The organism is Citrobacter sp. MGH105 (genome assembly GCF_001037485.2).
GTDB lineage: Bacteria > Pseudomonadota > Gammaproteobacteria > Enterobacterales > Enterobacteriaceae > Citrobacter > Citrobacter portucalensis.
On the sequence record NZ_CP073048.1, the window covers coordinates 235,822 to 249,491 of the forward strand.

11 protein-coding genes are annotated in these 13,670 nt (G+C 53.2%); 5 read left to right on the top strand and 6 right to left on the bottom strand.

What is annotated here, in order from left to right:
* Positions 1-12: 12 nt before the first annotated feature.
* Positions 13-1,365, bottom strand: a complete 1,353-nt coding sequence (gorA, locus tag SK35_RS01100; protein ID WP_048215352.1) for a glutathione-disulfide reductase — start codon at positions 1,363-1,365, stop codon at positions 13-15.
* 126 nt (positions 1,366-1,491) lie between these two features.
* Positions 1,492-2,334 carry a 23S rRNA (adenine(2030)-N(6))-methyltransferase RlmJ gene (locus SK35_RS01105; protein ID WP_048215353.1) on the bottom strand — a complete coding sequence of 281 codons (843 nt, stop codon included), beginning with the start codon at positions 2,332-2,334 and terminating at the stop codon, positions 1,492-1,494.
* A 208-nt stretch (positions 2,335-2,542) separates the two neighbouring features.
* Between SK35_RS01105 and prlC the strand changes: the two genes are divergently transcribed.
* Positions 2,543-4,585, top strand: a complete 2,043-nt coding sequence (gene prlC / locus SK35_RS01110; RefSeq protein WP_048215354.1) for an oligopeptidase A — start codon at positions 2,543-2,545, stop codon at positions 4,583-4,585.
* An 8-nt stretch (positions 4,586-4,593) separates the two neighbouring features.
* Positions 4,594-5,343 (top strand): 16S rRNA (guanine(1516)-N(2))-methyltransferase RsmJ, encoded by a 750-nt coding sequence (gene rsmJ, locus SK35_RS01115; RefSeq protein ID WP_048215355.1) that lies wholly within the window; start codon positions 4,594-4,596, stop codon positions 5,341-5,343.
* A 315-nt stretch (positions 5,344-5,658) separates the two neighbouring features.
* On the opposite strand, the gene SK35_RS01120 is transcribed toward rsmJ, so the two are convergent.
* Positions 5,659-6,858, bottom strand: a complete 1,200-nt coding sequence (locus SK35_RS01120) for an NAD(P)/FAD-dependent oxidoreductase (RefSeq protein WP_048215356.1) — start codon at positions 6,856-6,858, stop codon at positions 5,659-5,661.
* 232 nt (positions 6,859-7,090) lie between these two features.
* Here SK35_RS01120 and SK35_RS01125 point away from each other — a divergent pair, with 232 nt between their 5' ends.
* Entirely contained in the window at positions 7,091-7,594 is a 504-nt protein-coding gene (locus SK35_RS01125) for an RrF2 family transcriptional regulator (RefSeq protein ID WP_003023361.1), read from the top strand.
* Positions 7,595-7,681: 87 nt separating this feature from the next.
* On the opposite strand, the gene dtpB is transcribed toward SK35_RS01125, so the two are convergent.
* Together dtpB and uspA are read right to left on the bottom strand one after the other, a co-directional pair.
* Entirely contained in the window at positions 7,682-9,154 is a 1,473-nt protein-coding gene (dtpB, locus tag SK35_RS01130) for a dipeptide/tripeptide permease DtpB (protein ID WP_048215357.1), read from the bottom strand.
* Positions 9,155-9,435: 281 nt separating this feature from the next.
* Positions 9,436-9,873 carry a universal stress protein UspA gene (gene uspA, locus SK35_RS01135; RefSeq protein WP_003023368.1) on the bottom strand — a complete coding sequence of 146 codons (438 nt, stop codon included), beginning with the start codon at positions 9,871-9,873 and terminating at the stop codon, positions 9,436-9,438.
* A gap of 392 nt (positions 9,874-10,265) precedes the next feature.
* Between uspA and uspB the strand changes: the two genes are divergently transcribed.
* The gene (gene uspB / locus SK35_RS01140; protein WP_003023371.1) at positions 10,266-10,601 is read left to right on the top strand and encodes a universal stress protein UspB; all 336 of its coding nucleotides are present in this window, start codon (positions 10,266-10,268) and stop codon (positions 10,599-10,601) included.
* A 64-nt stretch (positions 10,602-10,665) separates the two neighbouring features.
* On the opposite strand, the gene pitA is transcribed toward uspB, so the two are convergent.
* The gene (pitA, locus tag SK35_RS01145; RefSeq protein ID WP_003827471.1) at positions 10,666-12,165 is read right to left on the bottom strand and encodes an inorganic phosphate transporter PitA; all 1,500 of its coding nucleotides are present in this window, start codon (positions 12,163-12,165) and stop codon (positions 10,666-10,668) included.
* A gap of 229 nt (positions 12,166-12,394) precedes the next feature.
* On the opposite strand from pitA, the gene SK35_RS01150 reads away from it, so the two are divergent.
* Positions 12,395-13,624 (top strand): NAD(P)/FAD-dependent oxidoreductase, encoded by a 1,230-nt coding sequence (locus SK35_RS01150; protein ID WP_048215358.1) that lies wholly within the window; start codon positions 12,395-12,397, stop codon positions 13,622-13,624.
* The last annotated feature ends 46 nt before the right edge of the window (positions 13,625-13,670 follow it).

Sequence of the window (13,670 nt, forward strand, 5' to 3'; positions counted from 1 at the left end):
CGGTCATTCAGATTAACGCATGGTAACGAATTCTTCTGCCGCAGTCGGGTGAATAGCGACGGTGTTATCGAAGTCTTTCTTAGTCGCGCCCATTTTCAGCGCCACCGCGAAGCCTTGCAGCATTTCGTCCATGCCAAAACCGATGCCATGAATACCAACAATCTTCTCTTCCGGACCCACGCAAACCAGCTTCATACGGCACGGCTGACGATGTGAGGTGACAGCGGTATACATCGCGGTAAACGAGGATTTATACACTTTCACTTGGTCATCGCCGTGCTGTTCGCGAGCCTGCTGCTCGGTCAAGCCCACGGTGCCAATCGGCGGGTGGCTGAAGACCACGGTCGGGATGTTGTTGTAGTCCAGATGCTCGTCCGGCTTGTTGTTAAACAGACGCTCGGACAGACGACGGCCCGCGGCAACGGCAACCGGCGTCAGCTCAACGGCACCGGTGTTATCGCCAACGGCATAAATCCCCGGTACGCTGGTGTTTTGGAATTTATCAACGACGATGTAGCCTTTTTCGTTGGTTTTCACGCCAGTAACGGCCAGGTTAAAGTTATCGGTGGCTGGTTCACGACCGATCGCCCAAATCAGGCAATCCACCGTTTCGCTACGGCCATCTTCCAGTTGCAGAGTCAGACTGCCGTCGGCGTTTTTAATGACCGCTTGCGGAATCGCATGAGTATGCAGGGTCGGGCCTTCGGTGTTCATCACCTCAACCAGCGTCTCGACAATCATCGGATCAAAGCTACGCAGCGGCGCGTGTTTACGTACGAACAGGTGCGTTTGGGCACCCAGGCCGTTAATTACGCCTGCCAGTTCAACGGCGATGTAGCCTGCGCCAACAACGGCTACACGTTTTGGTAACGCTGGCAGCTCAAAGAAACCATCGGAGTCGATACCGTATTCCACGCCTGGAATGTTCGGATGGCTCGGGCGCCCGCCGGTGGCGATCAAAATATGATCGGCAGTAATGGTTTCACCGTTCACTTCAATGGTTTTGGCATCAACGAAGCGCGCAAAACCTTTAATCACATCGACATTATTTTTGCCCAGCACGTTGTCGTACGAGGTATGAATGCGATCGATATAAGCGGTACGGCTGGCAATCAGTTTATCCCAGTCGAACTTATTGATGGTGGTGTCGAAACCGTAATCCGGCCCGTACATATGGATCGCTTCGCGGACCTGTGCGGCATGCCACATCACTTTCTTCGGTACGCAGCCAACGTTAACGCAGGTGCCGCCTAACTCTTTGGCTTCAATCAGTGCGCATTTTTGACCGTACATTGCTGCACGGTTAATGGAGGCAATACCGCCGCTGCCGCCGCCAATAGCGATGTAATCGTAATGCCTGGTCATGGCTTTTCCTTTAACTGTTCTGTGAATGATTACCTGACAATATCGTGCTTATCAGGACTAACAAACATCGTCGGTGATGGCCGTAATTGTATGACACCGCCTGATAGGTTCCACTGATATTTGTGATTACTCAGGGACGATCCAGTTGACTGAAGTATGACCGGTTCCTGTTGGAACCAGTTTGCTGTGTAACCACGGCAGGACGTTGTTCATCTGCTGCTCCAGCTTCCACGGCGGGTTAATCACAATCATGCCGGATGCCGTCATGCCACGCTGATCGCTGTCCGGGCGTACTGCCAGCTCAATTTGCAGAATTTTGCGGATGCCGGTGTCTTCCAGGTCGTGGATCATGCGCTTGATTTGCTGGCGCAGAACCACCGGATACCACAGCGCATAGGTGCCGGTCGCGAAACGTTTGTAGCCTTCGTTAATACCGGCCACTACTGCCTGGTAGTCGCTTTTGATTTCGTATGGCGGATCGATAAGGATCAACCCACGACGGGAAACCGGCGGTAATTTTGCTTTCAGCTGCTGATAACCATCGGCTTTGGCCACGCGAGCGCGCTCATCTTTCTGGAATTCGCCGCGCAGCAGAGGGAAGTCGCTCGGGTGCAGTTCAGTTAATTGCAGACTGTCCTGTTCGCGCAGCAGCTGGCGAGCAATTAACGGAGAGCCCGGGTAGTAGCGCAACTGACCGCTACGGTTGAAGTGCTGCACTACGCCAATGTAGGGTTCCAGTTCGGCAGGCAAATCGTCCTGCTGCCAGATACGGGCGATACCTTCAAGGTATTCACCGGTACGTTCGGCATGCTCACTGCTCAGCTGATAACGGCCTGCGCCAGCATGGGTGTCCAGATAGAGAAACGGTTTTTCTTTCTCTTTGAGCGACTCGATGATCAGGCTCTGAACGGTATGTTTAAGGACGTCGGCGTGGTTGCCTGCGTGATAACTGTGGCGATAACTGAGCATGGGTAATGAAATTCCGCTGAAATGACGATTTGCCACAGTTTACAGCAGATCGGCACAGATTACCCGTAGGCCCGGTAAGCGCAGCGCCACCGGGCGTCTTTCCATCACGGTTAGCATTGAAATCCTCTACACTTAACCCCATTGTACAAATTAATATGCACAGCGCCGGATACGCGCTTCATTCACTCTTTTCAACAGGACCGCGCTAATGACCAATCCATTGCTGACTCCCTTCGAACTGCCGCCGTTTTCTAAAATTCAGCCAGAGCACGTTGTGCCTGCCGTCACTAAGGCACTGAACGACTGTCGCGAGAATGTGGAGCGCGTAGTCGCACAGGGCGCGCCGTATAGCTGGGAAAACCTCTGCCAGCCGCTGGCGGAAGTCGACGATGTGCTGGGGCGTATTTTCTCTCCGGTTAGTCACCTGAATTCGGTGAAAAACAGCCCGGAACTGCGTGAAGCCTACGAACAAACGCTGCCGCTGCTGTCTGAATACAGTACCTGGGTTGGACAACATGAAGGCCTGTACAAAGCGTACCGTGACCTGCGTGATGGCGATCATTACGCCACCCTGAACACCGCACAGAAAAAAGCGGTTGATAACGCGCTGCGCGATTTTGAGCTTTCTGGTATTGGTCTGCCGAAGGAAAAACAGCAGCGCTATGGTGAGATTGCCACCCGCTTGTCTGAGCTTGGTAACCTGTATAGCAATAACGTCCTCGATGCTACGATGGGCTGGACCAAGCTGGTGACCGACGACGCGGAACTTGCCGGGATGCCGGAAAGCGCGCTGGCCGCCGCAAAAGCGCAGGCTGAAGCCAAAGAGCAGGAAGGCTATCTGTTAACCCTGGATATCCCAAGCTACCTGCCGGTGATGACCTACTGTGATAACCAGGGGCTGCGTGAAGAGATGTATCGCGCATACTCCACCCGCGCCTCCGATCAGGGGCCGAACGCGGGCAAGTGGGACAACAGCCCGATAATGGAAGAGATCCTCGCGCTGCGCCACGAACTGGCACAACTGCTGGGCTTTGAAAGCTACGCCTTTAAATCTCTGGCTACCAAAATGGCGGAGAACCCGCAGCAGGTACTCGACTTCCTGACTGACCTGGCGAAACGTGCCCGTCCGCAGGGTGAGAAAGAGCTGGCTCAGCTGCGCGCCTTCGCGAAAGCGGAATTTGGTGTTGATGAGCTACAGCCGTGGGATATCGCTTACTACAGCGAGAAACAAAAACAGCACCTCTACAGCATCAGCGACGAGCAGCTGCGTCCTTACTTCCCGGAAAACAAAGCCGTTAACGGTCTGTTTGAAGTGGTTAAACGTATTTATGGCATCACCGCCAAAGAGCGCACCGATGTTGACGTCTGGCATCCGGAAGTTCGTTTCTTCGAGCTGTACGACGAAAACAACGAGCTGCGCGGCAGCTTCTATCTTGATCTGTATGCCCGTGAACACAAACGCGGTGGGGCGTGGATGGACGACTGTGTCGGCCAGATGCGCAAGACAGACGGCACATTGCAAAAGCCGGTCGCTTACCTGACCTGTAACTTTAACCGTCCGGTGAACGGTAAACCTGCGCTGTTTACCCACGATGAAGTGATCACCCTGTTCCACGAGTTCGGCCATGGTCTGCACCATATGCTGACTCGTATTGAAACCGCGGGCGTTTCCGGTATCAACGGTGTGCCATGGGATGCGGTCGAACTGCCGAGCCAGTTTATGGAGAACTGGTGTTGGGAGCCGGAAGCGTTGGCGTTTATCTCTGGTCACTTTGAGACCGGTGAGCCGCTGCCGAAGGAACTGCTGGATAAAATGCTGGCGGCGAAAAACTACCAGGCAGCGCTGTTTATTCTGCGTCAACTGGAGTTCGGTCTATTTGATTTCCGTCTGCACGCGGAGTTTAACCCGCAGCAAGGGGCTAAAATCCTCGAGACGCTGGCGGAAATTAAAAAACAGGTCGCCGTGGTGCCGGGCCCAACGTGGGGCCGCTTCCCGCATGCCTTCAGCCACATTTTTGCTGGTGGCTACGCAGCGGGTTACTACAGCTATCTGTGGGCAGACGTACTGGCGGCAGATGCCTTCTCTCGCTTCGAAGATGAAGGGATTTTCAACCGTCAAACCGGACAATCGTTCCTCGATAACATCCTCACCCGTGGCGGTTCTGAAGAGCCGATGGAACTGTTCAAGCGCTTCCGTGGCCGTGAGCCACAGCTGGATGCAATGCTGGAGCATTACGGGATCAAAGGCTGATTATTCACGTGAAAATCTGCTTAGTAGATGAAACAGGCGCCGGAGACGGCGCCTTATCTGTTCTTGCCGCCCGCTGGGGACTGGAACACGATGAAGATAACCTGATGGCGCTGGTGATGACGCCGGAACATCTGGAACTGCGCAAACGTGATGAACCCAAACTCGGCGGTATCTTCGTGGATTTCGTGGGCGGTGCGATGGCCCATCGGCGCAAATTTGGCGGTGGACGCGGTGAAGCGGTGGCGAAGGCTGTTGGCATTAAAGGCGATTACCTGCCGGATGTGGTCGATGCGACAGCTGGGCTGGGGCGCGATGCGTTTGTACTGGCCTCGGTAGGCTGCCGCGTACGAATGCTGGAACGTAATCCGGTAGTGGCGGCGCTGCTTGATGATGGCCTGGCGCGCGGCTATGCCGACCCGGAAATCGGTCCGTGGCTGCAGGAACGTTTACAGCTGATCCATGCGTCGAGTCTGACGGCGTTAATCGATATTACGCCGCGCCCGCAGGTGGTGTACCTCGATCCGATGTTTCCACATAAGCAGAAAAGCGCGCTGGTGAAAAAAGAGATGCGGGTGTTTCAGTCGCTGGTGGGGCCGGATTTAGATGCGGATGGGCTGCTGGAGCCTGCGCGTCAGTTGGCCACCAAACGTGTGGTGGTGAAGCGCCCAGACTACGCGCCGCCGCTGGCGGATGTCGCTACGCCGAATGCGGTAGTCACGAAAGGACATCGGTTTGATATCTACGCTGGGACAGCATAGTTTGTAGGCCGGATAAGGCGTTAGCCGCATCCGGCTTGGGGCGCTGAACTGCCTGATGCGCTGCGCTTATCAGGCCTACGGCAGCGTGTCTTTGTAGGCCGGATAAGGCGTTAGCCGCATCCGGCTTGGTGCGCTGTGTTGCCTGATGCGCTGCGCTTATCAGGCCTACGGCAGCGTGTGGTTTGTAGGCCGGATAAGGTGTTAGCCGCATCCGGCTTGGTGCGCTGTGCTGCCTGATGCGCTACGCTTATCAGGCCTACGGCAGCGTGTGGTTTGTAGGCCGGATAAGGCGTTAGCCGCATCCGGCATAACCTATTAAACAAACGGTGCCAGCGGGTCGGCAATCTCAAATGCTACTGCTCGGTCTGCTTTCGGTGGGTAAATCAGCTCGCTGACAATCGACACCTTCAGCTTCTTCGCTTCTGCGCGCGTCAGTTTCACCTGCTGATCCCATCCTTCGCTATACACCGCACCCCAGGCACCAAGATCCAGGCAGGTGACGTAGTTTTCCTGACGATATGGCAATGGTGTTACGTCCAACAGGTTCGCCGCGGCGTTATTACCGGCAAATTTACCCAACAAAATCGCGTGCTGACAGGTCATTAACGCATGGTTGCCTTTGTCGTCGGTGGCGGCATAGGCCACATCGCCAGTGGCGTAGATATCATCGTGACCCACAACCTGCAGATTGGCATTCACATGCAGACGGCCCTGCCGATCGCGCGGGGCGTTAATCTGTGCTGCCAGGCTATTAGCCTGCACGCCGACGGTCCAGATAACCGTCTGAGAGGCAATCACCTGCCCATCTTTCAGCGTGACGCCGGAGGCATCCACGCACTCTACTTCCGCATTGACCAGCCACTCGACGCCTAGTTCAGCAGAGGCTTCGATAATCACGTCACGTAATTCCTGGCTCCAGCGTCCGCCTGGCTGAGCACCACGTTCAACTACGACAACTCTGGTCTTAGCATCAGCGCCCAATATTTCGCGCAAACGACCCGGTAATTCCAGCGCCATCTCTATCCCGGTGAAACCACCACCACAGACCACCACGGTATTACGAGCCTCACTTTCCGGTTGTAATGCCAGATTATTAATGTGCTGCTCCAGTACGGCGGCGCTCTCGAGTTGGTCGAGGTCAAACGCGTGCTCGGCGGCACCGGCGACGGCGTCGCGGTTTACGTGACTTCCGCTGGCGAGCACCAGGCGGTCATAGCGACGCAGATGAGTGTCACCGTTGGCATCTTTCCAGCTCACCTCTTTAGAGTCCGGGAGGATTTGCTCGACGTGACCTTGCAGGAAGTTGACGCCGGTAACGTCAAACAACGGTTGCAGTGGTGCGACCAGCGTATGAACGGCGCTTTCATAAAAGCGTGGGCGGACACGCAGCTCCGGCTGTGGCGCAATTACTGTAATATCAATTGCCTGCTGATGTTTATCCGCCAGTCGTGCGGCGCTTAATGCTGCCCACATACCGGCAAAGCCGGCGCCCACGATCAGAATTTGTTTACGCATTGGGGTTTTCTCACTGGTGACTACGAATTATTTACTCGGATTTTATTTGTCGTAGTTATGAATTGCAATGCGATCGAGCTCCTTTTTGCCTTAAAGGGTGGTATTTCTTGATTATCTGTTTGATAAATATGTATTTAAAGTTCTGTTGTGAAAAGGGGTTACTTTGCTGTCTGGAATGAATGAGATGAAAAAGCTACAATAAACTCAGATTCATTTTGGCTGAGATAAGAAAATGGCATTCTACAGTTCGGGAGTTGAGTACGGCATTCATAGCCTGATGTGTATGGTCGACAGTAAGGGCGACGCGCGGGATATGAGCGTGCGGGAAATAGCCGAACTGCAAAGCGTACCGTATGACTATCTGGCAAAAATTTTCACCCGTCTGTCCAAAGCGGGTCTGGTGCGCAGCATTGAAGGCAAAGGTGGCGGTTTCCAGTTAGCTAAACCCGCTGAACACATCACGGTGCTGGATGTGGTGAATGCTATTGATGGCGATAAGCGCATCTTTGAATGTCGTGAAATTCGCCAGCGGCTGGCGGTATTTGAGGAGCATCCACCCGAGTGGGCCTGTGAAGGCATTTGTGGCGTGCGTTCGGTAATGGACATGGCCCAGCAGCGAATGGAAGAAGCGCTCGGTCAGCATACGATTCTGGACTTGGCGCGCAAAATGTACCGTAAAGCGCCGGACACTTTTGTGGTGGAAGTTCAGGAGTGGATAGACGCGCGTAAAGGGTAGTGAGTGAAAATGCCCGATAGCGCAAGGTGACCGGGCATGTTGAATGTAGACCGGATAGGGGCAATAGCCGCCATCCGGCACTGAAGGTTATTGCTCGGTGCTCGGCGTATTAATCATGCGGTTCAGCCATGGCACCATAATCGCCATAACAACCGTTACGGCCAGGGTGACAAGGCCAATCTTACTGAAGACGTTGGTATAGATAGGCAGCGTTTGCAGCGGGTCGGTGATGTTCTCTGGTACGGCGGTGAACGTGGCGACATAACCCCCCATCAGGAAGGCCGCGGCCTGCGTCAGGAACCACATCCCAAGAATGAAGCCCATCAGGTGTTGTGGCACGAGAGCGGCGACCATAGCCAGTCCCAGGGCGCTAATCAGCAGTTCACCCAGGCTCTGGAACAGATACACCAGCACGATAAACCACGGCGACGTCAGCCCTTGTGCATCGGCAAACCACATCCCGGCAGCGGCGGCCGTCAGGAAGCCCAATGAGCACAGGAACATACCGAGCGTAAATTTCATCGGCATGGTCAGATCTTTGCCTTTGTTGCCCAGACGGGTATAGATTGCGGCCAGTACCGGACTCGCCAGTACCACCCAGAACGGGTTCAGCGCCTGGAAGCTCACCGGGTTGATGGCGAAACCAAGAATTTCATGGTGTACGTTATTGATCGCAAAGAAGTTTAGCGATGTCGGCATCTGCGCGTACAGCACGTAGAACACCACCGCTTCCAGCATCAGGATAAAGGCCACGAACATCTTGTTGCGCCCGGTTTTATCCAGTTTGAATGCCTGACGGAAGAAGATGATGGTCACGGCAATCGACAGGACGATCAGCACCAGGTTGGCAATCTGCACGTTGTGCATCAGCCAGGCGCAGATAAATACCATCACTACCGTACCGGCCAGCACGTACAGCAGGTTACGGAAGTTCAGCGGCTTATGGTCTGGCTCAGAGCCGATATTTTTCACCATTCCGCGGCAGGCAAAGTATACCAACAGCGCGACGATTAGTCCGGCTCCGCACAGGTTGTAAGTCACAGCGTAGCCAAACTTATCGGCAATCACCGGCGCCAGCGACAGTGACAGTAGCGAACCGATGTTAATCGACATATAAAACAGGGTGAAAGCACCGTCCAGACGGGCGTCTTTCGGGGGATAACATTTTGACAGCAGGCTTGCCGGGTTGGCTTTAAATAGCCCGTTACCAACGGCAATGGTACCCAAAGCAATAAAGATCAGATCCGGCTTAAGCAGCGACATCCCGGTCATGAAGTAGCCGATTGCCAGCACAATGGCACCGAGTACCAGCGTGCGCTTGGTGCCTAACAGATGGTCGCCGACGTAGCCGCCGATCGAGATCAGGCCGTAAACCAGTGCGGCAAAGGCACCAAAGGTGACAAATGCCTGTTCTTGTGAAAATCCGAGCTGCTTAACAAAAAATACCGCCAGGATGCCCTGTACGCCGTAATAGCCAAATCGTTCCCATAATTCCACAAAGAAGATCATGAAGAACGGACGAGGTTGCTGCAGCAAGCCCGTAGGTGCAGTTTTATTCATATTCCATCGCCTTTCAAAGCCATCCCGAAAAGTATGAACGCGTATGCTTAAACGCGCCGAAAAAGTCTTATTTTGTTATAGACTGCGGTTATTGGCCGCAAGGGTAGAGTATTATAGAGATAGTTTTCGATCCAATTAGTTGATCACACTAATTATGATTTGTTTGTTGGATTGATGTACTAATTGTGACCGAATGATAAAAACAAAAACGCCCGCGAAGGCGGGCGTTTACAGGCTTAACGACTTGCAGTGGGCCGGGTTAACTTCCGGCGGCAAGCATTTTATGCTTCTTCGTCGTCACGCAGCGGAACAATCAACATGTCGACGTGGACGGTGTTGATCAGTTGGCGCGCGGAGGACATCAGTTTGCTCCAGAAATCCTGGTGGTGACCACAGACGACCAGATCCATGTCGTATTTTTTGATGGCATCAACCAGAACCTGACCCAGGTCGCCGCTACCGCTCAGGGTTTCGGTGATAGGGTAGCCTGCATTGGTGGACAGCTCGGTTAACGCGTGGTGGGTTTCTTCAGAAATGCGTTTCTGCATGTCGCCCAGATTCACGTCGATGAGCCCGGTGTACAGGTCGGAATAGTTTACGTCAACGTGGATAAGGGAGACTTTAGCATTGTAAGGTCGCGCCATAGAAACCGCTTTTTCAACCAGAACTTTGCTTTCCGGAGAAAGATCAACCGCGATAAGAATGTGTTTATAAGCCATAGTGTTACTCCTTCCATAAGTTGTCGATGACTAGCCTGCTGGCGTTATATGCCGCCGCGTCATCCGCGTCCTGCGAACCTTGTGCGCGGGGCTAGCCCAGTCGTAAAAACGTACCATATAAGGACTATCCTTACATTATAGCGACCAGGATAATCCGTCAATCCGCCTTGCTTGCCAAATAGTTAAACAAATTTTTTAGTTAATTGCATTGATAGCGATTAACCTTATGGCAAAAAAATTAACTAATCTCCTACACTATCTAAAGAGGCGTTCGGATGCGTGATACTAACACGAACGGTTTCGGCTGCACTCTTCATTGAATGGTTTGGCAGGGTATCGGGGAGCGGTAGTCCCGGAAAGGAGTTCCGTGGGCGGGTCGCCGGGGAGGAGGTATGATAAGCACCATTGCATTATTCTGGGCTTTATGTGTCGTTTGCATTGTTAATATGGCGCGCTATTTTTCTTCGCTACGCGCACTGTTAGTGGTACTTCGTGGTTGCGATCCATTACTTTACCAGTATGTAGATGGAGGGGGCTTTTTTACCTCGCATGGGCAACCGAACAAGCAGATGCGTCTGGTGTGGTATATCTACGCTCAGCGTTACCGCGATCATCATGATGATGAATTTATTCGCCGCTGTGAGCGGGTTCGCGGTCAGTTCATTCTCACCAGCGCGCTATGCGGCCTGGTGCTAATCAGCATGGTTGCGCTGATTATCTGGCACTGATGCCAACAACAGATACAAAAAAAGCGGGTCAGCTTCCTGACCCGCTTTTTTACCGTGCATTCGCTTAGATAAGCTTCAGGGAGAGCCAGTACAGCACCCCGGAAAGAATAATCGCAGCTGGCAGGGTGAAGACCCAGGCCATCAGAATGCTGGTTACCGTTTTACGCTGCAATCCGCCGCCATCAACAACCATCGTCCCCGCAACGGAAGAAGAGAGAACGTGGGTGGTGGAAACGGGCATACCGGTGTAGCTGGCGAGACCGATAGAGACTGCGGCGGTCATCTGCGCCGACATCCCCTGGGCATAAGTCATGCCTTTCTTACCGATTTTCTCGCCGATGGTGGTGGCAACGCGACGCCAGCCAATCATCGTACCAATACCCAGCGCCAGTGCGACGGCCATAATGATCCAGATAGGCGCGTACTCAATGGTGCTCAGCATGTCGGCTTTCAGTTTTTTCAGCAGACGCTGATCGTCAGCGCTTACGCCAGGCAGCTTAACCACTTTATCGGTGGTATCAGAGATGCACAGCATAATACGGCGCAGCTGACCACGCTGTTCGACGCTTAACTTGTCGTAGGTTTCCAGGTTCGCCAGCATACCTTTCGCACGTTCCAGCGCGTTGATGGTATTCGCCGGGTGGCAATGGAACTCTGTCGTCGTCGCGGGTGCCGCATCCGTCGGGGACGGAATCAGCTGGTCTACGCCTGTGGCCTGTTTAAGCAGGTCAGGGCGCTGCTGGAAGAAAACTTCGACGTTATTGATTGCATCACGGGTACGGGTAATCTCGTAACCGGAAGCATTCATATTCACCACGAAGCCTGCAGGCGCTACGCCAATCAGCACCAGCATCACCAGACCAATGCCTTTCTGCCCGTCGTTAGCGCCATGAGAGAACGCTACGCCGATAGCGGAGAGGATCAGTGCAATACGGGTCCAGAACGGCGGCTTTTTCTTGCCATCTTTCTTTTCACGTTCTGCTGGCGTCAGGTGGATACGGGCACGTTTTTTTGTACCGCTCCAGTAACGACGCAGAATGAAAATAAGACCGCCTGCAACCACCAGACCAACAATTGGCGAGATGATAAGCGAAGCAAAAATACCGATAACTTTCGGAATGTTAAGTGCGTCCACCACCGAGGTGCCGGTCATCAGTGCATTGGTTAAACCAATACCGATAATGGCGCCAATCAGCGTGTGGGAGCTGGATGCAGGTAAACCAAAGTACCAGGTACCCAGGTTCCAGATAATTGCCGCCAGCAGCATGGAGAACACCATGGCAAGGCCATGTGACGATCCCATATTAAGCAGCAGATCCGTTGGTAGCATATGCACGATGGCATACGCCACGCTGAGACCACCCAGCAAAACACCAAAGAAGTTGAACAACGCAGCCATGACCACCGCCAATTGCGAACGCATTGCACGGGTATAGATCACGGTTGCGACAGCATTGGCTGTGTCATGGAAGCCGTTAATTGCTTCGTAGAACAGCACAAAAGCCAGAGCAAGCAATAGTAAAAGCCCGGTATGTAAATCCAGGCCAGCAAACAAATGTAGCATAGGACGTTACGCCATTTTGAGGACATGAACGCGGCGCATTATCAGTGACTTTGGCGGCGCGGGCAAAGTGAAATATAGAGTTTTTTTGATTTGTCTCCTGCTTTGTTTTACACCACTAAAGAATTATCCTATATATTTCAGTTAAATACCCTTTATCGGTAGTTTGGTGCTGGTGCGACCACTGAGGAATCTTTACAATTCACACCCGCTTTTTAGAGAGGATCGCAACGTGGAAAGGTTTGATACCGTTATTATAGGCGCTGGCGCAGCGGGTATGTTTTGTGCCGCGCAGGCAGGACAAGCAGGTAGTCGAGTACTGCTTATTGATAATGGTAAAAAGCCAGGACGCAAGATTCTCATGTCTGGCGGGGGACGCTGCAACTTTACCAATCTTTATGTCGAACCGGCCGCCTATTTGAGCCAAAACCCCCATTTTTGCAAATCGGCACTGGCACGCTATACGCAGTGGGATTTTATCGACCTGGTGGGCAAACACGGTATTGCCTGGCACGAAAAAACGCTGGGTCAGCTGTTCTGCGATGATTCCGCTCAGCAAATTGTCGATATGCTGGTAGACGAGTGTGAAAAAGGTAACGTAACTATGCGGTTACGGAGCGAAGTCCTGAGCGTGGTGCAGGATGATGAAGGTTTCACCCTCGAACTGAACGGCATGATGGTCGGCACGAAAAAACTGGTTATCGCTTCCGGTGGGCTTTCCATGCCGGGTCTGGGGGCAACGCCGTTTGGTTATAAAATTGCCGAACAGTTCGGACTGAAGGTGTTGCCAACGCGCGCGGGACTGGTGCCCTTTACATTGCATAAGCCACTGCTGGAGCAGCTTCAGGTGCTCTCTGGCGTGTCGGTCTCCTCCGTTATCACTGCCGAGGATGGCACCGTATTTCGCGAAAATCTGCTCTTTACACACCGAGGACTTTCGGGCCCAGCTGTTTTGCAGATTTCCAGTTTTTGGCAGCCAGGCGAATTTGTCAGTATTAATTTGTTGCCGGATGTTGACCTTGCGAGCTTCCTCGACGAACAACGTAGCGCACACCCTAACCAGAGCTTAAAGAACACCTTAGCAATGCAGTTGCCAAAGCGTCTGGTGGAATGCCTGCAGCAGTTAGGGCAAATTCCTGACGTATCTCTGAAGCAGCTTAACGTGCGCGATCAACAGACGCTGGTTGAAACGCTGACCGAGTGGCGGGTGCAGCCGAACGGTACGGAAGGGTATCGTACCGCTGAAGTCACGTTGGGCGGCGTCGATACCAACGAGCTGTCATCGCGCACGATGGAAGCCCGCAAAGTGCCAGGGCTCTACTTTATCGGCGAAGTGATGGACGTCACCGGCTGGTTGGGAGGCTATAACTTCCAGTGGGCATGGTCGAGCGCCTGGGCATGCGCGCAGGATTTGGTGTTGTCCGAGGACAATAAAGTTGTACACAAAGCACTAAAGTTGTAACCATTCTCAAAAAACGACGCTAATGTTGTATACTTACTGAATGTGT

Bases quoted from the DNA above. Each gene is read 5' to 3' on its own strand.
- SK35_RS01125 (WP_003023361.1), top strand. From the start codon at position 7,091: ATGGCATTCTACAGTTCGGGAGTTGAGTACGGCATTCATAGCCTGATG.
- pitA (WP_003827471.1), bottom strand. From the start codon at position 12,165: ATGCTACATTTGTTTGCTGGCCTGGATTTACATACCGGGCTTTTACTA.
- SK35_RS01105 (WP_048215353.1), bottom strand. From the start codon at position 2,334: ATGCTCAGTTATCGCCACAGTTATCACGCAGGCAACCACGCCGACGTC.
- dtpB (WP_048215357.1), bottom strand. From the start codon at position 9,154: ATGAATAAAACTGCACCTACGGGCTTGCTGCAGCAACCTCGTCCGTTC.
- SK35_RS01120 (WP_048215356.1), bottom strand. From the start codon at position 6,858: ATGCGTAAACAAATTCTGATCGTGGGCGCCGGCTTTGCCGGTATGTGG.
- uspB (WP_003023371.1), top strand. From the start codon at position 10,266: ATGATAAGCACCATTGCATTATTCTGGGCTTTATGTGTCGTTTGCATT.
- prlC (WP_048215354.1), top strand. From the start codon at position 2,543: ATGACCAATCCATTGCTGACTCCCTTCGAACTGCCGCCGTTTTCTAAA.
- uspA (WP_003023368.1), bottom strand. From the start codon at position 9,873: ATGGCTTATAAACACATTCTTATCGCGGTTGATCTTTCTCCGGAAAGC.
- gorA (WP_048215352.1), bottom strand. From the start codon at position 1,365: ATGACCAGGCATTACGATTACATCGCTATTGGCGGCGGCAGCGGCGGT.